This window comes from Streptomyces coerulescens (genome assembly GCF_042657965.1).
GTDB lineage: Bacteria > Actinomycetota > Actinomycetes > Streptomycetales > Streptomycetaceae > Streptomyces > Streptomyces coerulescens.
In genome coordinates, this window is sequence record NZ_JBHSKM010000007.1 from 79,224 (window position 1) to 99,833 (window position 20,610).

General features: G+C 70.0%; 18 protein-coding genes. 16 read left to right on the forward strand and 2 right to left on the reverse strand.

The window, feature by feature from the left end:
• Nucleotides 1–177: 177 nt before the first annotated feature.
• The 9 genes from ftsW to ACFPQ9_RS12345 all read left to right on the forward strand — a co-directional run bounded on the left by ftsW (nucleotide 178) and on the right by ACFPQ9_RS12345 (nucleotide 8,739).
• A complete protein-coding gene (ftsW, locus tag ACFPQ9_RS12305) occupies nucleotides 178–1,539 on the forward strand; it encodes a putative lipid II flippase FtsW (protein ID WP_380851275.1) in 1,362 nt (453 codons plus the stop codon).
• A gap of 6 nt (nucleotides 1,540–1,545) precedes the next feature.
• Nucleotides 1,546–2,640 (forward strand): undecaprenyldiphospho-muramoylpentapeptide beta-N-acetylglucosaminyltransferase, encoded by a 1,095-nt coding sequence (gene murG / locus ACFPQ9_RS12310; protein ID WP_380851278.1) that lies wholly within the window; start codon nucleotides 1,546–1,548, stop codon nucleotides 2,638–2,640.
• Between the two features lie 23 nt (nucleotides 2,641–2,663).
• Nucleotides 2,664–3,461 (forward strand): cell division protein FtsQ/DivIB, encoded by a 798-nt coding sequence (locus ACFPQ9_RS12315; RefSeq protein ID WP_380851281.1) that lies wholly within the window; start codon nucleotides 2,664–2,666, stop codon nucleotides 3,459–3,461.
• Between the two features lie 288 nt (nucleotides 3,462–3,749).
• Complete coding sequence (ftsZ, locus tag ACFPQ9_RS12320; protein WP_380851284.1) at nucleotides 3,750–4,946, forward strand: cell division protein FtsZ; 1,197 nt, start codon at nucleotides 3,750–3,752, stop codon at nucleotides 4,944–4,946.
• Nucleotides 4,947–4,956: 10 nt separating this feature from the next.
• Entirely contained in the window at nucleotides 4,957–5,685 is a 729-nt protein-coding gene (gene pgeF, locus ACFPQ9_RS12325; RefSeq protein WP_380851287.1) for a peptidoglycan editing factor PgeF, read from the forward strand.
• Between the two features lie 6 nt (nucleotides 5,686–5,691).
• A complete protein-coding gene (locus ACFPQ9_RS12330) occupies nucleotides 5,692–6,411 on the forward strand; it encodes a YggS family pyridoxal phosphate-dependent enzyme (RefSeq protein ID WP_380851290.1) in 720 nt (239 codons plus the stop codon).
• A 125-nt stretch (nucleotides 6,412–6,536) separates the two neighbouring features.
• Nucleotides 6,537–7,178, forward strand: coding sequence for a cell division protein SepF (locus ACFPQ9_RS12335; protein ID WP_030950524.1), 642 nt, complete (start codon nucleotides 6,537–6,539; stop codon nucleotides 7,176–7,178).
• A gap of 60 nt (nucleotides 7,179–7,238) precedes the next feature.
• Entirely contained in the window at nucleotides 7,239–7,526 is a 288-nt protein-coding gene (locus ACFPQ9_RS12340) for a YggT family protein (RefSeq protein WP_030950525.1), read from the forward strand.
• A 55-nt stretch (nucleotides 7,527–7,581) separates the two neighbouring features.
• The gene (locus ACFPQ9_RS12345) at nucleotides 7,582–8,739 is read left to right on the forward strand and encodes a DivIVA domain-containing protein (RefSeq protein WP_380851295.1); all 1,158 of its coding nucleotides are present in this window, start codon (nucleotides 7,582–7,584) and stop codon (nucleotides 8,737–8,739) included.
• A gap of 299 nt (nucleotides 8,740–9,038) precedes the next feature.
• Here ACFPQ9_RS12345 and ileS read toward each other — a convergent pair whose 3' ends face one another.
• A complete protein-coding gene (gene ileS / locus ACFPQ9_RS12350) occupies nucleotides 9,039–12,185 on the reverse strand; it encodes an isoleucine--tRNA ligase (RefSeq protein ID WP_380851298.1) in 3,147 nt (1,048 codons plus the stop codon).
• Between the two features lie 593 nt (nucleotides 12,186–12,778).
• Between ileS and ACFPQ9_RS12355 the strand changes: the two genes are divergently transcribed.
• From ACFPQ9_RS12355 to ACFPQ9_RS12380, 6 genes are all read left to right on the forward strand, one after another.
• On the forward strand, nucleotides 12,779–14,032 hold the full coding sequence (locus ACFPQ9_RS12355; RefSeq protein ID WP_380851301.1) for a TraR/DksA family transcriptional regulator: 1,254 nt from the start codon (nucleotides 12,779–12,781) through the stop codon (nucleotides 14,030–14,032).
• A 71-nt stretch (nucleotides 14,033–14,103) separates the two neighbouring features.
• The gene (gene lspA / locus ACFPQ9_RS12360; protein ID WP_380851304.1) at nucleotides 14,104–14,757 is read left to right on the forward strand and encodes a signal peptidase II; all 654 of its coding nucleotides are present in this window, start codon (nucleotides 14,104–14,106) and stop codon (nucleotides 14,755–14,757) included.
• 87 nt (nucleotides 14,758–14,844) lie between these two features.
• On the forward strand, nucleotides 14,845–15,789 hold the full coding sequence (locus ACFPQ9_RS12365; protein WP_380851307.1) for an RluA family pseudouridine synthase: 945 nt from the start codon (nucleotides 14,845–14,847) through the stop codon (nucleotides 15,787–15,789).
• Nucleotides 15,786–16,256, forward strand: coding sequence for a GNAT family N-acetyltransferase (locus tag ACFPQ9_RS12370; protein WP_380851310.1), 471 nt, complete (start codon nucleotides 15,786–15,788; stop codon nucleotides 16,254–16,256). Before ACFPQ9_RS12365 ends, ACFPQ9_RS12370 begins: the two co-directional genes overlap by 4 nt.
• Before the next feature lie 86 nt (nucleotides 16,257–16,342).
• Complete coding sequence (locus tag ACFPQ9_RS12375) at nucleotides 16,343–17,929, forward strand: Na+/H+ antiporter (RefSeq protein ID WP_380851313.1); 1,587 nt, start codon at nucleotides 16,343–16,345, stop codon at nucleotides 17,927–17,929.
• A 38-nt stretch (nucleotides 17,930–17,967) separates the two neighbouring features.
• On the forward strand, nucleotides 17,968–18,708 hold the full coding sequence (locus tag ACFPQ9_RS12380) for an SDR family oxidoreductase (RefSeq protein WP_380851316.1): 741 nt from the start codon (nucleotides 17,968–17,970) through the stop codon (nucleotides 18,706–18,708).
• Nucleotides 18,709–18,821: 113 nt separating this feature from the next.
• Here ACFPQ9_RS12380 and ACFPQ9_RS12385 read toward each other — a convergent pair whose 3' ends face one another.
• Nucleotides 18,822–19,940 carry a mechanosensitive ion channel family protein gene (locus ACFPQ9_RS12385; RefSeq protein WP_380851319.1) on the reverse strand — a complete coding sequence of 373 codons (1,119 nt, stop codon included), beginning with the start codon at nucleotides 19,938–19,940 and terminating at the stop codon, nucleotides 18,822–18,824.
• A 95-nt stretch (nucleotides 19,941–20,035) separates the two neighbouring features.
• Between ACFPQ9_RS12385 and ACFPQ9_RS12390 the strand changes: the two genes are divergently transcribed.
• Nucleotides 20,036–20,605 (forward strand): dienelactone hydrolase family protein, encoded by a 570-nt coding sequence (locus ACFPQ9_RS12390; protein WP_380851322.1) that lies wholly within the window; start codon nucleotides 20,036–20,038, stop codon nucleotides 20,603–20,605.
• Nucleotides 20,606–20,610 lie beyond the last annotated feature (5 nt).

Sequence of the window (20,610 nt, forward strand, 5' to 3'; positions counted from 1 at the left end):
ACGGGACGCTTGGAGGGCGCGTGACTCGGATGTGGCCGATTCGTTGCCGACAGCGCGATGTCGTTCGGCTGCGGGCCCTGGGGGCTGGGCGCGCCCCGCGGCGGAGCCGCACATGGACACAGCCCCGCGCCCCTAGGGCATTGCAGCCGACGTGCGCTGTTCTGCCGGCGGTGAATGATGCCCAGTAGTCGTACCGGAAGGCCGCCCGTGCAGCGGGCCGTTCGGCGGCCCGTGGCCTCGGGGCCGCCGCGCGACAACGCGGTACGGCGGCTCTACACACGTCTGCACCGGGCGTGGGACCGGCCGCTGACCGCGTACTACCTGATCCTCGGCGGCAGCCTGCTGATCACGGTGCTCGGTCTGGTGATGGTCTACTCGGCCTCCCAGATCACCGCGCTGCAGATGTCGCTGCCCGGGTCGTACTTCTTCCGCAAGCAGCTGCTGGCCGCGGTGATCGGCGCCGGGCTGCTGTTCGCGGCCTCCCGGATGCCGGTGAAGCTGCACCGGGCGCTGGCCTATCCGATCCTCGCGGGCGCCGTCTTCATGATGGCGCTGGTGCAGGTGCCCGGGATAGGAGTCGCGGTCAACGGCAACCAGAACTGGATCGCCCTCGGCGGCTCCTTCCAGATCCAGCCCAGTGAGTTCGGCAAGCTGGCGCTGGTGCTGTGGGGCGCCGACCTGATCGCCCGCAAGCAGGACAAGAAGCTGCTCAACCAGTGGAAGCACATGCTGGTGCCGCTGGTACCGGTCGCTTTCATGCTGCTCGGGCTGATCATGCTCGGCGGCGACATGGGTACGGCGATCATCCTGTCGGCGATCCTGTTCGGCCTGTTGTGGCTGGCGGGGGCCCCGACCAGGCTGTTCGTGGGCGTCCTCTCGGTCGCCGGGATGATCGGGCTGGTGCTGATCAAGACCAGCGAGAACCGTATGGCCCGCCTGCAGTGTCTCGGCGCCACCGAACCGCGCGGCGGCGCCGTCGACTGCTGGCAGGCCGTGCACGGCATCTATGCGCTCGCGTCCGGCGGAATCTTCGGCTCCGGACTGGGTGCGAGTGTGGAGAAATGGGGCCAACTCCCCGAAGCCCACACCGACTTCATCTTCGCCGTCACCGGTGAGGAACTGGGCTTGGCGGGGACGCTGTCGGTGCTCGCCCTCTTCGCGGCTCTAGGCTATGCGGGTATCCGCGTGGCCGGACGCACGGAGGAACCCTTCGTGAGGTACGCCGCGGGAGGCGTGACCACCTGGATCACCGCGCAAGCCGTGATCAACATCGGTGCGGTGCTCGGCCTGCTGCCGATCGCCGGCGTCCCCCTGCCGCTGTTCTCGTACGGAGGGTCCGCCCTGTTGCCGACCATGTTCGCCATCGGGCTCCTCATCGCCTTCGCACGTGATGAGCCCGCTGCGCGGGCAGCGCTTTCCGTGCGGCAACCCCGCTTTGGTAGAAAGCGTGCGGGAGGCGCCGTGCGTGACCGGGGGCCTCGGAGATGGAACACGATGCGACGGCGTGCCTCGGCGGCGCGTTCGTCCGGAGAGCGGTGAATTTCGGTGCATGTCGTACTCGCCGGTGGGGGGACCGCCGGCCACATCGAGCCCGCGCTCGCCCTCGCGGACGCCCTGCGCAGGCAGGACCCGACCGTGGGGATCACGGCCCTGGGCACGGAGCGCGGCCTGGAGACCAAGCTGGTGCCGCAGCGCGGCTATGAACTCGCGCTGATCCCGGCGGTACCGCTGCCGCGCAAGCCCACTCCCGAGCTGATCACCGTCCCGGGCCGGCTGCGCGGCACGATCAAGGCGACCGAGCAGATCCTGGAGCGCACCAAGGCGGACGCCGTCGTCGGCTTCGGCGGCTATGTCGCACTGCCCGGCTACCTCGCCGCCAAGCGCCTCGGCGTGCCGATCATCATCCACGAGGCCAACGCCCGCCCGGGCCTGGCCAACAAGATCGGCTCGCGCTACGCCGCCCAGGTCGCCGTCTCCACCCCGGACAGCAAGCTCCGCAACTCGCGCTACATCGGCATCCCGCTGCGCCGGACCATCGCCACCCTCGACCGGGCCGCCGTCCGGCCCGAGGCCCGCGCCGCGTTCGGCCTCGACCCGAACCTGCCCACGCTGCTGGTCTCCGGCGGCTCGCAGGGCGCGCGTCGGCTCAACGAGGTCGTCCAGCAGGTCGCGCCCTGGCTCCAGCAGGCCGGTATCCAGATCCTGCACGCGGTCGGCCCGAAGAACGAACTGCCGCAGGTGCACCAGATGCCGGGGATGCCCCCGTACATCCCGGTACCGTACGTGGACCGGATGGACCTCGCGTACGCCGCGGCCGACATGATGCTCTGCCGCGCGGGCGCGATGACCGTCGCCGAACTCTCCGCCGTCGGACTCCCGGCCGCATATGTCCCGCTGCCCATCGGCAACGGCGAACAGCGGCTGAACGCCCAGCCGGTGGTCAAGGCCGGCGGCGGACTGCTGGTCGACGACGCGGAACTCACGCCCGAATGGGTGCAGCAGAACGTCCTGCCCGTGCTCGCCGACCCGCACCGGCTGTACGAGATGTCCCGCGCCGCAAGCGAATTCGGCCGCCGGGACGCCGACGAACTGCTCGTCGGCATGGTGTACGAGGCGATCGCCTCGCACCGCCGCCAGTAACCGTGTGACGGAGGGCAGGGAGCGTGGCCGGACCGACGACCGCCGAGCGCGGTGAACGCAAGCAGGAGTCGTCCGACCCGCCCCTCGCCCGGCGGCGGTTGAGGCTGTCGCGTCTTCGTATGATCATCATCCTTGCCGTCCTCCTGGTACTGCTGGGGGCGGGCTCCGGGTGGCTGCTCTACGGCTCCAAGTGGCTGCGCGTCGAGCGTGTATCGGTCGCGGGGACCCGGGTTCTGACGCCCGAGCAGGTCCGCGAGGCGGCCGACGTCCCCGTCGGGGCCCCACTGATTTCCATCGAGACCGGTGCGATTGAGGCACGCCTGCGCCGGAAATTGCCCCGAATTGACGAGGTTGACGTAGTCCGCTCCTGGCCGCAAGGAATCAGCCTGAAAGTGATGGAGCGGACTCCGGTTCTGATGGAGCAAAAAGGCGGAAAGTTCATCGAAGTGGATGATGAAGGTGTCCGTTTCGCCACAGTTTCCACGCCTCCGAAAGGCGTTCCCGTACTGGAATTGACGGTGACCCGGTCCAGCTCCGCGGCCGCGAGTCTGCGCCGTTTCGGAGACGACCGTCTGGTGCGCGAGGCGGTACGGGTCGCCGGCGCCATTCCGGCCGCCGTCTCCCACGACACCCTGGTCGTCAAGGTCCGTTCCTACGACGACATCTCGCTGGAGTTGCGCGACGGCCGGACCGTCGCGTGGGGGAGTGGCGAGAAGGGGGCCGCCAAGGCTCGCACACTCACCGCTCTCATGAAAGCCTCGCCGCGTGCGCGGTACTTCGACGTGAGCGTTCCCACCGCCCCGGCGTCATCGGGGAGTTGACGCACATCTGCGCAGGCCAGCACCCTGGTTGGGCAGCGACATGGCTGATCACATAGGGTGAAAAGAAAAACGGGAGGTTCGGCGTGTTCGTTGAACGTGCGCCACTTGTCGACTTAGTGTCCTGTTCAGAAGACTTCAAGGAACAGACACACTGGTAACCCTAAACTTCAGGGTTAGGGTTCGGGTCGGCGCTACGGACCGTCCCATTCGGCATCAGTCGCCGGTTCCAGAAGCTGACCCGCTTCCCATGAACCGACGACCCGTAACTCGAGGCGAGAGGCCTTCGACGTGGCAGCACCGCAGAACTACCTCGCAGTCATCAAAGTCATCGGTGTCGGCGGCGGTGGTGTCAATGCCATCAACCGGATGATCGAGGTCGGTCTCAAGGGCGTCGAGTTCATCGCCATCAACACTGACGCACAGGCGCTGTTGATGAGCGACGCCGACGTCAAGCTCGACGTCGGCCGTGAACTCACCCGCGGACTCGGCGCCGGAGCCAACCCGGCCGTCGGCCGCAAGGCCGCCGAGGACCACCGCGAGGAGATCGAGGAGGTCCTCAAGGGGGCCGACATGGTCTTCGTGACGGCCGGTGAAGGCGGCGGCACCGGCACCGGCGGCGCGCCCGTCGTGGCCAACATCGCCCGCTCCCTGGGGGCCCTCACCATCGGTGTGGTCACCCGCCCGTTCACCTTCGAGGGACGGCGCCGCGCCAACCAGGCCGAGGACGGCATCGCCGAACTCCGCGAAGAGGTCGACACCCTCATCGTCATCCCGAACGACCGGCTTCTGTCCATCTCGGACCGCCAGGTCTCGGTGCTCGACGCCTTCAAGTCGGCCGACCAGGTCCTGCTCTCCGGTGTCCAGGGCATCACCGACCTGATCACCACGCCCGGCCTGATCAACCTCGACTTCGCCGACGTCAAGTCGGTCATGTCCGAGGCCGGTTCGGCCCTCATGGGCATCGGCTCGGCCCGCGGCGACGACCGCGCGGTGGCCGCGGCCGAGATGGCGATCTCCTCGCCGCTCCTGGAGGCGTCCATCGACGGCGCCCGCGGCGTGCTGCTCTCCATCTCCGGTGGCTCCGACCTCGGTCTGTTCGAGATCAACGAAGCGGCCCAGCTGGTCAGCGAGGCCGCCCACCCCGAGGCCAACATCATCTTCGGCGCGGTCATCGACGACGCCCTCGGCGACGAGGTCCGGGTCACCGTGATCGCGGCCGGCTTCGACGGCGGACAGCCGCCGGCCCGCCGGGACAACGTCCTCGGCTCGACGTCCTCCACGCCCCGCCGCGAGGAGCCCACCCCGGCACGCCAGCCCGAGAGCCGTCCCTCCTTCGGCTCGCTCGGCAGCGTCACGCCGAAGGAGGAGCCGGAGCCCGCGCCGGATCCGGTGGCCGACATTCCGGTCGCCCCGCCGGTCCCGCCGTCGCGCACCTACGCCGACAGCGCGGCGGAGGAGCTGGACGTCCCGGACTTCCTTAAGTGATCCTTCTGACGTGATAGGACAGCGCGACACCGTGAGCGGCGCGCACTTCGCCTTCACCGACCGGTGGGGCGGGGTGAGCGCCGCTCCGTATGAGGAGCTCAATCTCGGCGGAGCGGTCGGCGACGACCCCGGGACCGTGACCGCCAACCGCGAGCTCGCAGCCAAGTCGCTCGGGCTCGACCCCGGCGACGTCGTCTGGATGAACCAGGTGCACGGAGCGGACGTCGCCGTGGTCGACGGACCATGGCGTGATCGTCCGGTGCCCGAGGTCGACGCGATCGTCACCGCACGGCGCGGTCTCGCCCTCGCCGTCCTCACCGCCGACTGCGTGCCGGTCCTGCTGACCGACCCGGTCGCCGGGATCGCCGCCGCGGCCCACGCGGGACGGCCCGGCATGATCGCCGGGGTCGTCCCGGCGGCGCTACGCGCGATGACGGAACTGGGCGCCGACCCCGCCCGGATCGTCGCCCGCACCGGCCCCGCCGTGTGCGGCCGGTGCTACGAGGTGCCGGAGGCGATGCGCGCCGAGGTGGCCGCCGAGGAGCCGACGGCGTACGCCGAGACCAGCTGGGGCACACCGGCGGTGGACGTGGCCGCCGGGGTGCACGCCCAGCTCGCGCGGCTCGGAGTGCGCGACCGGGCGCAGTCGCCGGTGTGCACGCTGGAGTCGGGCGACCACTTCTCGTATCGCCGTGACCGCACCACAGGGCGGCTCGCGGGATACGTCTGGCTGGACTGAATGGACATGACGGACCGCAAAGACGAACTCGCCGCGAACCTGGCGCAGGTGGAGGAACGAATCGCCGCCGCCTGCGCGGCCGCCGGACGTGCCCGCGAGGAGGTGACCCTGATCGTGGTCACCAAGACCTACCCCGCGAGCGATGTGCGGATCCTGTCGGAACTCGGTGTGCGCCACGTCGCCGAGAACCGCGACCAGGACGCTGCCCCCAAGGCCGCCGAATGCTCGGATCTGCCGCTCGTCTGGCACTTCGTCGGCCAGTTGCAGACCAACAAGGTGCGGTCCGTGGTCGGTTACGCGGACCTCGTGCAGTCCGTCGACCGCGCCCGGCTGGTGACGGCGCTCTCGAAGGAGGCCGTACGGCAGGAGCGCGAGGTGGGCTGCCTGATCCAGGTGGCGCTGGACGCCGGCGAGAGCGCCCGAGGTGAGAGGGGCGGTGTGGCGCCGGGTGGCATCGAGGAGTTGGCCGAGCTCGTCGCGAAGGCTCCGGGGCTGCGGCCGGCCGGGCTCATGACCGTAGCCCCGCTCACCGGGGAGTACGCGGGGCGCCAACGGGCGGCATTCGAGCGGTTGATGGATTTGTCGACCGACCTGCGCCGAGCTCATCCGGCTGCGAACATGGTGTCGGCAGGGATGAGTGCGGATCTCGAAGAGGCGGTGGCGGCGGGTGCGACACATGTGCGCGTCGGCACTGCGGTACTCGGAGTCCGCCCCAGGCTCGGGTAACGTCGCCAAGAAGTCGGACCACAGCAGAAAATATGGTCAATGTCGCCGAAAGGCGGGCGTAACGACCGCGTGGATCGCGGGCACTTGGCAGTCGTCGATCCACCACAGAGCGGAGGACTCAGAGCATGGCCGGCGCGATGCGCAAGATGGCGGTCTACCTCGGCCTCGTGGAGGACGATGGGTACGACGGCCGGGGGTTCGACCCCGATGACGACTTCGAGCCCGAGCTGGACCCGGAGCCCGAGCGGGACCATCGACGGCATGAGCCGTCCCACCAGTCGCACAGTGCACATCAGTCCCAAAGGGACGAAGAGGTGCGAATCGTTCAGCCGCCCGCGCCTCGTGAACCTGTGGCCCGTGCGACTTCGCTACCCGCGGAATCCGGCCGCCCGGCGCGCATCGCGCCCGTGGCGTCCATCACACAAGAACGCGCAAGCCTGGAGAAGAACGCACCGGTGATCATGCCCAAGGTCGTGTCGGAACGAGAGCCGTACCGGATCACCACACTTCACCCCCGGACCTACAACGAGGCCCGTACCATCGGGGAACACTTCCGTGAAGGTACCCCGGTGATCATGAATCTGACTGAGATGGATGACACAGACGCGAAGCGACTTGTCGACTTTGCGGCAGGTTTGGTGTTTGGTCTTCACGGCAGCATCGAGCGGGTGACGCAGAAGGTGTTCCTGTTGTCGCCTGCTAACGTCGATGTCACGGCGGAGGACAAGGCCCGCATCGCAGAGGGCGGGTTCTTCAACCAGAGCTGAGACGCACCACCGGAAGAACAGCACGGAACTGGGAAAACAGGGGAGAGGGAAACACCAGTCATGAGCGTGGTCCTGCAGGTTCTCTACATCGCGCTGATGGTGTTCCTCATCGTGCTCATCTTCCGGTTGGTCATGGACTACGTCTTCCAGTTCGCCCGCTCATGGCAACCCGGCAAGGCGATGGTGGTCGTTCTGGAGGCCACCTACACTGTCACTGATCCACCGCTGAAGCTTCTGCGGCGGTTCATCCCGCCGCTGCGTCTCGGGGGCGTGGCGCTCGACCTGTCCTTCTTCGTACTGATGATCATCGTCTACATCCTGATCACCGTTGTACGGAGCGCGATGTGAACGATGTGACAGATACGGTCTTGCCGACTGCCGACGACTACGTTGAGGTGAAGAGATGCCGTTGACCCCCGAGGACGTGCGGAACAAGCAGTTCACGACCGTCCGCCTCCGAGAAGGCTATGACGAGGACGAGGTCGATGCCTTCCTCGATGAGGTCGAAGCCGAACTGACGCGCCTGCTCCGCGAGAACGAGGACCTGCGCGCCAAGCTGGCCGCGGCCACGCGTGCTGCTGCCCAGAACCAGCAGAACATGCGCAAGCCTCCGGAGGGGCCCGGCGGTCCGCAGGACCAGCAGGGCGGTATGCCTCAGCAGGGCGGTATGCCCCAGGGCGGAATGCCGCAGCAGGGCATGCGCGGTCCCGGGGCTCCTGTCCCCGCCGGCATATCGGGCCCGCCGCAGCAGCAGATGGGTGGCCCCATGGGTGGTCCGCCCCAGCTGCCCAGCGGTGCCCCGCAGCTGCCCGCCGGTCCCGGCGGTCAGGGTGGCCCTCAGGGTCCCGGTCCGATGGGCCAGGGTCCGGGGCCGATGGGCCAGCCCCCCATGCAGCAGATGGGCGGCCCGATGGGCGGTCCTATGGGTGGCCCGATGGGCGGTCCCGGTCAGGGCGGCCCCGGCGGCGACAGCGCCGCACGCGTTCTGTCGCTCGCGCAGCAGACCGCCGACCAGGCGATCGCCGAGGCCCGCTCCGAGGCCAACAAGATCGTCGGCGAGGCGCGTTCGCGTGCCGAGGGTCTTGAGCGTGACGCCCGTGCCAAGGCCGACGCCCTGGAGCGGGACGCGCAGGAGAAGCACCGTGTCGCGATGGGCTCCCTTGAGTCCGCCCGCGCCACGCTGGAGCGCAAGGTCGAGGACCTGCGCGGCTTCGAGCGCGAGTACCGCACGCGGCTGAAGTCCTACCTCGAGTCCCAGCTGCGCCAGCTGGAGACCCAGGCAGACGACTCGCTCGCTCCGCCGCGGACCCCGGCTGCGGCGTCCCTCCCGCCGTCCCCGGCGCCTTCCATGGCTCCGGCCGGCGCGAGTGCCCCGTCGTACGGCGGCAACCAGGGCATGGGCGGCGCCCCGTCCCCGGCTGCTCCGTCCTACGGCGGTCAGCAGCAGATGTCCCCGGCGATGACCCAGCCGATGGCTCCGGTCCGGCCGCAGGGTCCGTCCCCCATGGGTCAGGCCCCGTCGCCGATGCGCGGGTTCCTCATCGACGAGGATGACAACTGACGGTTGGTAGTACGCCGTAGGCGTCGGCAGCGTTCAGGGCGGGGCCCCGGATTTCGATCCGGGGCCCCGCCCTTTTGCTACGCGTGTTCACGGGGTTTGCGGTGTTTGTTCGGAAGCGGCCGAGGTGTCCTACGGACACAACGCCGAAGGCCCGGACCGACCAAGATTTTCTTGGCGGGCCCGGGCCTTCGGGGCGCCGGCGCCCCCTCAGGGGCGCGGGGAACTGCGCGATCAGCCACGACCTACCCGCAGACGCGGGACAGCCGGACCCGGCAGACGCGACGCCCCTCAGCGAAGCACTACGCCTTACGCAGGCGGAACGCCAGGGTCAGTCCCTCATCCGTAAAGGCGGAGCCATACGTGCCATCCGCCTCGCCCTGGGCGAAGTCCGTCGCCAGCACCTCGTCGGCGATCAGCCCGGCATGCTCGGCGAGAGCCTCGGCCACCGCCGGGTCCGTCGCCGTCCACCGCAGAGCGATCCGGTCGGCCACGTCCAGGCCGCTGTTCTTGCGGGCCTCCTGGATCAGACGGATCGCGTCACGGGCCAGGCCCGCACGGCGCAGCTCCTCCGTGATCTCCAGGTCCAGGGCGACCGTGGCACCCGAGTCGGACGCCACCGACCAGCCCTCACGCGGGGTCTCGGTGATGATCACCTCGTCCGGGGCGAGCGTGATCGTCTCGCCGTCGACCTCCACCGAGGCCGTGCCCTCGCGCAGCGCCAGCGACAGTGCCGCCGCGTCCGCGTTCGCGACGGCCTTCGCCACGTCCTGGACGCGCTTGCCGAACCGCTTGCCCAACGCGCGGAAGTTGGCCTTGGCGGTGGTGTCGACCAGGCTGCCACCGACTTCGGAGAGCGACGCGAGCGAGCTGACGTTCAACTCCTCGGTGATCTGCGTGTGCAGCTCGGGGTCGAGGCTCTCGAAGCCCGCGACGGCCACCAGAGCCCGGGACAGCGGCTGGCGGGTCTTCACGCCCGACTCCGCGCGCGTGGCACGGCCCAGCTCGACCAGCCGGCGCACCAGCACCATCTGCTTCGACAGTTCGGGGTCGATCGCCGTCAGGTCCGCCTCCGGCCAGGAGGACAGGTGGACCGACTCCGGGGCGCCCGGCGTCACCGGCACGACCAGGTCCTGCCAGACCCGCTCGGTGATGAACGGGGTCAGCGGGGCCATCAGCTTGGTGACCGTCTCGACGACCTCGTGCAGCGTGCGCAGCGCCGCCTTGTCGCCCTGCCAGAAGCGGCGACGCGAGCGGCGGACGTACCAGTTGGACAGGTCGTCGACGAACGCCGAGAGCAGCTTGCCGGCGCGCTGGGTGTCGTACGCGTCCAGGGACTGGGTCATCTGGTCGACCAGCGCGTGCAGTTCGGACAGCAGCCAGCGGTCCAGGACCGGGCGGTCGGCCGGGGCCGGGTCGGCCGCGGAGGGCGCCCAGTTCGACGTACGGGCGTACAGCGCCTGGAAGGCGACCGTGTTCCAGTACGTCAGGAGCGTCTTGCGGACGACCTCCTGGATCGTGCCGTGACCCACGCGGCGTGCCGCCCACGGGGAGCCGCCGGCCGCCATGAACCAGCGCACCGCGTCGGCGCCGTGCTGGTCCATCAGCGGGATCGGCTGGAGGATGTTGCCCAGGTGCTTGGACATCTTGCGGCCGTCCTCGGCGAGGATGTGGCCGAGGCAGACGACGTTCTCGTACGACGACTTGTCGAAGACCAGCGTGCCGATCGCCATCAGCGTGTAGAACCAGCCGCGGGTCTGGTCGATGGCCTCGCAGATGAACTGCGCCGGGTAGCGGGCCTCGAACAACTCCTTGTTCTTGTACGGGTAGCCCCACTGCGCGAACGGCATCGAGCCCGAGTCGTACCAGGCGTCGATGACCTCCGGCACGCGCGTGGCCGTCTTGGCGCACTGCGGGCAGCCGAAGGTGACGTCGTCGATGAACGGGCGGTGCGGGTCCAGGCCCGACTGGTCGGTGCCCGTCAGCTCGGTCAGCTCCGCGCGGGAGCCGACGACGGTGAGGTGGTCGTCCTCGCAGCGCCAGATCGGCAGCGGGGTGCCCCAGTAGCGGTTGCGGGACAGCGCCCAGTCGATGTTGTTGTTCAGCCAGTCGCCGTACCGGCCGTTCTTCACCGTCTCCGGGAACCAGTTGGTGTTCTCGTTCTCCTCGAGGAGGCGGTCCTTGATGGCGGTGGTGCGGATGTACCAGGACGGCTGTGCGTAGTAGAGCAGCGCGGTGTGGCAGCGCCAGCAGTGCGGGTAGCTGTGCTCGTACGGGATGTGCCTGAAGAGCCGGCCGCGCTGCTGGAGGTCCTCGGTGAGCTTTTCGTCGGCCTTCTTGAAGAAGACGCCGCCGACCAGGGGGACGTCCTCCTCGAAGGTGCCGTCCGGGCGGACCGGGTTCACCACGGGCAGGCCGTAGGCGCGGCAGACCTTGAGGTCGTCCTCACCGAAGGCGGGGGACTGGTGGACCAGACCCGTGCCGTCCTCGGTGGTGACGTACTCGGCGTTGACCACGTAGTGGGTGCCGCTCTCGGTCTCCGGGAACTCCACGAGCTCGAACGGCCGTTGATACGTCCAGCGCTCCATCTCGGCGCCGGTGAAGGACTGGCCGGTGGTCTCCCAGCCCTCGCCCAGGGCCTTGGCGAGAAGGGGCTCGGCGACGACGAGCTTCTCCTCGCCGTTCGTCGCGACGACGTAGGTGACCTCGGGGTGCGCGGCCACGGCCGTGTTGGAGACGAGCGTCCAGGGCGTGGTCGTCCACACCAGGAGCGCGGCCTCGCCGGCGAGCGGACCGGAGGTGAGCGGGAAACGGACGTACACGGACGGGTCGACGACCGTCTCGTAGCCCTGCGCCAGCTCGTGGTCGGACAGGCCGGTGCCGCAGCGCGGGCACCAGGGGGCGACGCGGTGGTCCTGCACCAGCAGGCCCTTGTTGAAGATCTCCTTCAGCGACCACCAGACGGACTCGATGTACTCGGGTTCCATCGTGACGTAGGCGTCGTCGAGGTCGACCCAGTAGCCCATGCGGGTCGTCAGATCGGAGAAGGCGTCGGTGTGGCGCAGCACGGACTCGCGGCACTTGGCGTTGAACGCCGCGATGCCGTAGTCCTCGATGTCCTTCTTGCCGCTGAAGCCGAGCTCCTTCTCGACGGCGAGCTCCACCGGGAGGCCGTGGCAGTCCCAGCCGGCCTTGCGGGCCACGTGGTAGCCGCGCATGGTGCGGAAGCGGGGGAAGACGTCCTTGAAGACGCGGGCCTCGATGTGGTGGGCGCCGGGCATGCCGTTGGCGGTGGGCGGGCCCTCGTAGAACACCCACTCGGGGCGGCCCTCGGACTGCTCCAGGCTCTTGGCGAAGATCTTCTGCTCGCGCCAGAAGTCGAGCACGGCGTGCTCAAGGGCGGGCAGGTCGACCTGGGCGGGCACCTGGCGGTACGTCGGCGTTGTCATCAGCGAGCTTCCTCCGGCGGACTTGCTGCCTTCCGTCCGGAGGGACGAGAGCCGAGTCTTCCTTACGCCGGTTTCGGCGCGCTCCCGCGGTACCACCCTCCTTGGCCCTCCGACGCGGGGTGTGCGTCGGCGAGCCCCCTCATTGGGGTCGCGATGCCGGTTCTACCAACCCTGGGAGGGTCTTCTTCCGGCGGCTCCGGGGTGATCTTCACGTCGCGCTCGCCCCCGGGCTTCCACCGTCCCCGGGTCGCTCTGGGCTGCGTACGTCGCTACTCGTCCCCATCCACGCTTTTCGCTCCGCCCAGTGTACGGCGCCGCACGGACAGCGGCCGACCGGATTTCCGGAGCGCCGGGGCAGGGATCGTGTTCGGGCAGCGCTGACCCGAATGGTGCGGTACGCCTGTTCGGATTCTGGGACGTCCGGCTCGTCTGCATACCCGGCGGGGAGCTGGGCACAACGCATGCATGTCTCCCGCGCGGCATGCGCGAGGCGGGCGAATCGGGCGGTGTGCCCCGTTGCCGCGGGACTCAAGTCGATTTATCGTCCCAGCACGATTCGCGTGCAAGATCACAATATGTGAAGGGGCCGCGGCATGGTGGCGAAGAAGACCGCCGTACAGCAGTCGGCGTCGAGCAGATCCACACATGCGCGTGCCGGTGCCTCCGCTGGGGCGGCCAAGGACGTGAGCGGGAAGAAGACCACGCGGGGGCGCGCCGCGGGGACCGGGAACGGGAAGCCGGTCAGGACGGGGCGGGGGGACGGCGAATCGGCGGCCGAGAGGGCCCCGGAAGGGAAAGCCGCGGAGGAGAAGGTCGCGGAGGGGAGCGCGAGGGAGAAGGTCGCGGAGGAGAAGGAGAAGGGCGGGAAAGGGGCCGGCCGGGAGGCCGGCAAGGCGTCCGGCAAGGGCGCCGGGAAGAAGACCGCCACTGCTCGTACGACAGCCCCCAAGGCGGCCGGGAAGAAGGCGTCCGGCAAGAAGGCCGTCAGTAAGAAGAAGGCGGTCGCGGCGAAGGCGGCCGAGGGGGAGGCCCACAAGGAGGCGGAGGCCGAGCAGACGGCAGCAGGCAAGCCCGCGTCCAAGGGGAAGACGGCGAAGGGACGAACGGCCAAGAAGGCCGTGACCAAGGAGGGCGCGGGAGAGAAGAGCGCTGCCAAGGAGAGCGTCGCTAAGAAGAGCGCGGGAGAGAAGAGCGCCGCCAAGGAGAGCGTCGCTAAGAAGAGCGCCGCCAAGAAAAGCACCGCCAGGAAGAGCGCGGCCAAGCGGAGTGTGGGCGCGCAGGGTGCGGCCGGGAAGCGTGCGGCCGCCGAGAGCAGGGTCAAGAAGGTGGGCGCGGCGCAGGCCGCGGAGCAGACGGGAGCCACGACGGTGGTTGCGAAGAAGACCCCTGGCACGGCCACGGCGGCCAAGACCGCCGTTCCCAAGGCACGCATCGCCGCGGCGGTGGAGCCCGGCGAGCTCGCGGTGCGCCCCGGCGAGGACCCCTGGACGGCGGAGGAGGTCGAGGAGGCGCGGGCGGAGCTGATGGCCGAGGTGATGCGGCTGCGCGACGAGATCGAGTCGTCCGAGCAGTCCCTCGTCGGCCTGATGCGGGACTCCGGGGACGGAGCGGGCGACGACCAGGCCGACACCGGCGCCAAGAACATCACGCGCGAGCACGAGCTGGCGCTCGCCGCGAACGCCCGCGAGATGCTCACGCAGACCGAGCGGGCCCTGGAGAGGCTCGACGCGGGCACCTACGGCCTGTGCGAGAACTGCGGGAACCCGATCGGCAAGGCCCGTATGCAGGCCTTCCCGCGCGCGACGCTGTGCGTCGAGTGCAAGCAGAAGCAGGAACGGCGGTACTGACCGGTGGCCCGGGCCCCGCGGGACGTGTCGTACTCTCGTCCTCAGTCAGGTACCTAGGTCGAGGGACTCACGTGGCAGAGGCGGAGCGCATCATCGGTACGCCGGATACCCCCAAGCCGGCGGCAGCCGAGCCGGAGCAGTCCGGCGCGGACGCGCGGGGCGCCGACGACGCCGGCAGCACGGCGTCGGCCGAGTCGTCCGGCGAGGCGGCGCAGGACGCCGAGGCCCGGCGGCCCCGGGGCAAGCGCCGGATCGCCGTGCTGTTCGGCGTCGCCGCGTTCGCGTATGCCCTCGACCTGATCAGCAAGATGATCGTGGTCGCCAAGCTGGAGCACCACCCGCCGATCGAGATCATCGGGGACTGGCTGAAGTTCGAGGCGATCCGCAACGCGGGCGCGGCCTTCGGCTTCGGCGAGGCCTTCACCGTGATCTTCACGGTGATCGCGGCGGCTGTGATCGTGGTGATCGCCCGGCTCGCCCGCAAGCTGTACAGCCTGCCCTGGGCGATCGCTCTCGGCCTGCTGCTCGGCGGTGCGCTCGGCAACCTCACCGACCGGATCTTCCGCTCGCCGGGCGTCTTCGAGGGCGCGGTCGTGGACTTCATCGCCCCCAAGCACTTCGCCGTGTTCAACCTCGCCGACTCGGCGATCGTGTGCGGCGGCATCCTGATCGTGCTGCTGTCGTTCCGGGGCCTGGACCCCGACGGCACCGTGCACAAGGACTGATTCCCGCAAAGAGCCGCCACGGGGGGTCGGGGGAGTTATCCACAGGCTCCGTACGGGGGTGGCGGCCCGGTCCGGCATACTCGTCGGGTGAGCACGATTCCCGAGATCCGTACCCTGCCCGTGCCCGACGGCCTGGAGGGCGAGCGCGTCGACGCCGCCATCTCCCGCATGTTCGGCTTCTCCCGTACGAAGGCGGCCGAGCTTGCCGCGGCGGGGAAGGTCATGGTCGACGGGTCGGTGGTCGGGAAGTCGGAGCGGGTGCACGGCGGGGCCTGGCTGGAGGTCGAGATGCCGCAGGCGCCCGCGCCCGTGCAGATCGTCGCCGAGCCGGTCGAGGGCATGGAGATCGTGCACGACGACGATGACGTGGTCGTGATAGTCAAGCCGGTCGGCGTCGCCGCGCATCCGTCGCCGGGCTGGAGCGGGCCGACGGTCATCGGCGGGCTCGCCGCGGCGGGCTACCGGATCTCGACGTCCGGCGCCGCCGAGCGCCAGGGCATCGTGCACCGCCTCGACGTGGGCACCTCGGGCCTCATGGTGGTCGCCAAGTCGGAGCGCGCGTACACCTCGCTCAAGCGTCAGTTCAAGGAGCGCACGGTCGACAAGCGGTACCACACGCTCGTCCAGGGCCACCCCGACCCGACCAGCGGCACCATCGACGCCCCGATCGGCCGCCACCCGAACCACGACTACAAGTGGGCGGTCACGGCCGACGGCAAGCCGTCGATCACGCACTACGACCTCATCGAGGCGTTCCGCGCGGCCTCCCTGCTCGACGTGAAGCTGGAGACCGGGCGCACCCACCAGATCCGCGTCCACATGGCGGCCCACCGGCACCCCTGCGTCGGCGACCTGACCTACGGCGCCGACCCAACCCTCGCCAAGCGGCTGCGGCTGACCCGCCAGTGGCTGCACGCCGTGCGGCTCGGCTTCGAGCACCCCGGGGACGGGCAGTGGGTCGAGTTCGAGAGCGAGTACCCGGCCGACCTCCAGAAGGCGCTCGACCAGGTCCGCGAGGAGACGTGGGGATGAGCCCGGTGACCTACGCCGTGCGTGTCGCCGACGACCCCGCCGACCGGGAGGCGTGCTTCACGGTGCGCAAGGAGGTCTTCGTCGTCGAGCAGGGCGTCCCGCAAGAGATCGAGTACGACGCCCACGACACGGATGCCGTGCATGTGCTGGCGGTCCGCGAGGACGGGCTGCCGCTCGGCACCGGCCGGCTGCTGTACGGCGAGGCGGCCGCGGCCAAGACCGACGGCGACCCGTCGGTGGGCTCGCTGGGGCGTCTCGCCGTGACGCGGGAAGCCCGCGGGCTGGGCGTCGGGGCGGCCCTGGTGCGGGCGATAGAGGACGCGGCACGCGCGCGTGGCCTCGCCGCCGTGGACCTGCACGCGCAGACGCACGCCCTGGGCTTCTACGAGCGGCTGGGGTACGTGCCGTACGGGCCGGAGTTCCCGGACGCGGGGATGCCGCACCGGGCGATGCGGCGCGCTCTGTAGCGGAGGGCCCGTAAGCCCTGGTGGCAGGGTCGGCGTGGCAGGCTTGAGGTCTGCCCTGTGGATGCCGAGTCACCGGAGCGCTGACCGTGGATCAGTTGGCCCTGTTGTTCGTGCTGTTGCTCGGGGCCGTGGTGAGTGTCCCGGTGGGGGACCGGTTCGGATTGCCCGCGCCGGTGCTGATGACGCTGCTCGGGCTCGTGCTCGCGCTGCTGGAGTTCGTGCCCAACGTCGAGGTGCCGCCGGACCTGATTCTCCCGTTGCTGCTGCCGCCCCTGCTCTACGCGGCCGTACGGCGGACCTCGTGGCGGCAGTTCGCGGCGAACGTACGCCCCATCTTCCTGCTGGCCGTGGCGCTGGTGTTCGTCACGACGTTCTGCGTGGCCGCCGTCGCCCACGCGATCGTGCCGGGGCTGCCGCTCGCCGCCGCGGTGGCGCTGGGCGCGCTCGTCGCGCCGCCCGATCCGGTCGCCGCGACCGCCGTCGCCGGGCAACTCGGGCTGCCGAGGCGTCTGGTGTCCATCCTGGAGGGCGAGGGGCTCTTCAACGACGTGACGGCCATCGTGCTGTACCACGTGGCCATCGCCGCCGCCGTGAGCGGCCACTTCACCGCGTGGGAGGCGGGACTCGACCTCGTCCTGTCCGCCGTCGTCGCACTCGCCGTCGGGCTCGCCCTCGGGTGGGGCGCCTACAAGCTGATGGACCTGCTCGGCGACGCGACCCTCCAGATCGGGCTCTCGCTGCTCGTGCCGTACGCCTCATATGTGCTGGCCGAGGAGCTGCACGGCTCCGGTGTGCTCGCCGTGCTCGTCACCGCCATGTTCCTCGCCGAGTACGCCACCGACGCCGACGACGTGATGACACGGCTCGCCGGGCACACCTTCTGGGACATCGTCGACACGCTGGTCACCGGCGTCGCGTTCGGGCTGATCGGGCTCGAACTGCACATCGCGGTGCGCACGGCGTCCGGCCGCTGGAGCGAGCTGCTCGGCTGGGCGGCGACGGTCGTCGGCGTCGTCGTGGTCGTGCGGCTGCTGTACCTGCTGCCGGCCACCTGGCTCACCAAGCGCATGCACGCCAAACGGGACTACGACGAAGAGGTCCCGATGAGCTGGCGCGAGACGGTCGTGATGTGGTGGTCGGGGATGCGGGGCGTGGCGTCGGTGGCCCTGGCGCTGGCCATCCCGCTGGAGACCGACTCCGGTGAGCCCTTCCCCAACCGCAACGAGATCGTCTTCATCGCGTTCGGCGTGATCATGGCGACGCTGGTGGCACAGGGGCTGACCCTGCCGTGGCTGGTGAAGCGGCTGGGCGTGCGCGCCGACAGCGACCGGGAGGAGGAGTTCGAGAAGCAGCTGGCGGTGCGCGCGGCGAAAGCGGCGAAGCGGCGGCTCAAGGAGATCGAGGCGGTCGAGGATCTGCCCGAGGAACTGTCCGAGCAGATGCTGCGGCGGGCGTTCGAGATCGGGGTGCGGATCAGTCCCGACATGGGCGAGGACGAACGCCGCGAGGCGCATCAGCAGCGGGTGCGGCGGATGAAACGGGTACGGCGGATCCAGAGCGAACTGCTGAGCGCGGCACGGCACGAGGTGCTGGCGGCGCGCAGCGAGCCGGGTGCCGACCCGGAGGTGGTGGACCGAGTGCTGCGGCATTTGGACGTGCGCAGTCTGCGCTGACCTCGCCGTGGGCGGCTCCGGCTTCGTACGATCTGATCATGGCTCGCAACGTTGTCATCAGTGGTGGCGGTACCGGGATCGGGCTCGCGGCGGCCCGGCTGTTCGCGCAGGACGGGGACCGGGTGCTGCTGCTCGGGCGGCGCGCCGAGGTGCTTCAGCGGGCCGATGTGCCCGGAGCCCTCACCTACGCGGCGGATCTGAGCAGGCCACGCGGGGTGCGGGGGGTGGAGCGGTTCGTGGCGTCGGAGCTCGGCACCGTGGACGTCCTCATCCACAGCGCCGGCGGCTCCGGGTACCGGGAGCCCAAGGTGGACAGCGACGAGCCCCTCGACGTCGTCCTGCACAACTGGACGCTCAACTTCGGCCTCAACACCCTGACCGCGGCCCTGCTCACCGAGGCCCTCAAGGACCGGCTCGCGGACCCCGGCGGGCGGGTGCTGTTCATCGGCTCCATCGCCGCGTTCCGGGGGTCCGGCAACGTGGCGTACGCGGCGTCCAAGGCCGCGCTGCATCCGTACGCCCATGATCTGGCCCGGCAGCTGGGGCCGCGCGGGATCACCGTGAACGTGGTCGCGCCCGGCTATGTCGAGGACACCGAGTTCTTCGGCGACGGGATGGACGAGGAGCGGCGCGCCCTGCGGATCGCCGAGACCTCGACCGGGCGGGCCGGTACGCCGGGGGATGTCGCGGCGACGCTGCACTGGCTGGCTTCGCATGGTGCCGGGCACATTACGTCGCAGATCATTCAGGTGAATGGAGGGGCTGAGCGGGGTCGCTGAGCGCTCGGCCTGGGACGCGACGCCGGGAGGGTCCGTGGCTGGCTGCGGCGCCGTTGGGGCTGGTCGCGCAGTTCCCCGCGCCCCTTTTTTTACCGGCGTTGCCGGTCCCGGGGTCAGAAGCGGTCCGGGCGTTGTAGTGGGGAGTGGTCGGGCTGGTGGGTGCGGCGGGCCGTGAGACGGTCGGGTGTCGGGTAGCCGGGCGGCAGGGCCGCGTCCGCCGCGTTGACGCGCGGCAGTGCGTACGGGTGTCCCTCCGCCAGCCAGCGGATCAGCTGCTCACGCACCGTGACCCGGACCGTCCACAGGTCGTCCGCGTCCTTCGCCGTGACCAGGGCCCGCACCTCCATCGTGCTGGGCGTGGAGTCCGTGACGACCAGGCCGTAGTCCCGGCCGTCCCACGCCGGGCATTCCCGCAGGATGTCGCGGAGCCGCTCGCGCATGGCCTCCAGCGGCGCCGAGTGGTCGACATGGAAGAAGACGGTGCCGGTCATCTGGGCGCCGCCGCGCGACCAGTTCTCGAAGGCCTTCGACGTGAAGTACGACACCGGCATGGTGATCCGGCGCTCGTCCCAGGTCCGCACCGTCAGGAATGTCAGGGTGATCTCCTCGACGGTGCCCCACTCGCCGTCCACCACGACCGTGTCCCCGATGCGCACCATGTCGCCGAAGGCGATCTGGAGCCCGGCGAACATATTGCTCAGCGTGGACTGGGCCGCGACACCGGCGACGATGCCGAGGATGCCGGCCGAGGCCAGCAGCGAGGCACCGGCCGCGCGCATCGCCGGGAACGTCAGCAGCATCGCCGCCACCGCGACCACGCCGACGACCGCGGAGACCACCCGCATGATCAACGTCACCTGCGTGCGCACCCGGCGGACCCGGGCCGGATCGCGGTGCACCCGGGCATAACGGCTGTACGTCGTCTCCACGACGGCCGCCGCGATACGGATCGCCAGCCAGGCCGCCGCCCCGATCAGCACCAGCGTCAGCACCCGGCCGATCGCGACCCGGTTCGCCTGGAACAGCTCGGCCTCGTCGTAGGACCCTCTGAGCAGGGCCGTGCACAGCACGAGCTGGTAGGGGACGCGGGCCCGGCGCAGCTGACCCCACAGCGGTGTCTCGCTGTGCCGTTCGTCGGCCTTGCGCATGAGGCGGTCGGTGGCCCACCCGATGATCAGCGTGAGCAGCACCGAGCCACCGATGACGATCAGCGGTCGGAGTATGTTCTCCATGCCTCCGAACGTAACCAGCCGAGGGGGGTCATGAACATCCGCGTCGGTGAGGCGGTGGTCACGGCACTGTCGGACCCGGCTGGCACCATGGCCTCATGAACATCATGCTGTTTCACTCGACGTACGGCCTCAGGCCTGCCGTGCGCCAGGCCGCGGACCGGCTGCGCGCCGCCGGACACGAGGTGTGGACGCCGGACCTCTTCGAGGGCCGCACGTTCGACACGGTCGAGGAGGGCATGGAGTTCAACGAGCGGATCGGCAAGGACGAGCTGCTGAAGCGGGCCGTGCTCGCCGCCGCGCCCTACTCGGAGCGGGGGCTGGTCTACGCCGGATTCTCGCTCGGCGCCTCCATCGCCCAGACCCTCGGACTCGGTGACGAGAAGGCGCGCGGACTGCTGCTGGTGCACGGCACGTCGGACATCGCGGCGAACGCCTCGGTGGACGAGCTGCCGGTGCAGTTGCATGTCGCCGAGCCGGACCCGTTCGAGACGGACGACTGGCTGAGCGCCTGGTATCTCCAGATGGGCAGAGCGGGCGCCGATGTCGAGGTGTACCGATACGCCGGGGCCGGCCACCTCTACACCGATCCCGACCTGCCGGACTACGACGAGGAGGCCGCCGAGGCCACCTGGCGGGTGGCGCTCGGCTTCCTCGAAACCCTCTAGCGGCC

Excerpts from the sequence above, each read along its gene's own strand:
- ftsW (WP_380851275.1), top strand. The coding sequence starts at position 178 with ATGCCCAGTAGTCGTACCGGAAGGCCGCCCGTGCAGCGGGCCGTTCGG.
- ACFPQ9_RS12330 (WP_380851290.1), top strand. The coding sequence starts at position 5,692 with ATGACGGACCGCAAAGACGAACTCGCCGCGAACCTGGCGCAGGTGGAG.
- ACFPQ9_RS12335 (WP_030950524.1), top strand. The coding sequence starts at position 6,537 with ATGGCCGGCGCGATGCGCAAGATGGCGGTCTACCTCGGCCTCGTGGAG.
- ACFPQ9_RS12340 (WP_030950525.1), top strand. The coding sequence starts at position 7,239 with ATGAGCGTGGTCCTGCAGGTTCTCTACATCGCGCTGATGGTGTTCCTC.
- ACFPQ9_RS12345 (WP_380851295.1), top strand. The coding sequence starts at position 7,582 with ATGCCGTTGACCCCCGAGGACGTGCGGAACAAGCAGTTCACGACCGTC.
- ileS (WP_380851298.1), bottom strand. The coding sequence starts at position 12,185 with ATGACAACGCCGACGTACCGCCAGGTGCCCGCCCAGGTCGACCTGCCC.
- ACFPQ9_RS12355 (WP_380851301.1), top strand. The coding sequence starts at position 12,779 with ATGGTGGCGAAGAAGACCGCCGTACAGCAGTCGGCGTCGAGCAGATCC.
- ACFPQ9_RS12370 (WP_380851310.1), top strand. The coding sequence starts at position 15,786 with ATGAGCCCGGTGACCTACGCCGTGCGTGTCGCCGACGACCCCGCCGAC.
- ACFPQ9_RS12380 (WP_380851316.1), top strand. The coding sequence starts at position 17,968 with ATGGCTCGCAACGTTGTCATCAGTGGTGGCGGTACCGGGATCGGGCTC.
- ACFPQ9_RS12385 (WP_380851319.1), bottom strand. The coding sequence starts at position 19,940 with ATGGAGAACATACTCCGACCGCTGATCGTCATCGGTGGCTCGGTGCTG.
- ACFPQ9_RS12390 (WP_380851322.1), top strand. The coding sequence starts at position 20,036 with ATGAACATCATGCTGTTTCACTCGACGTACGGCCTCAGGCCTGCCGTG.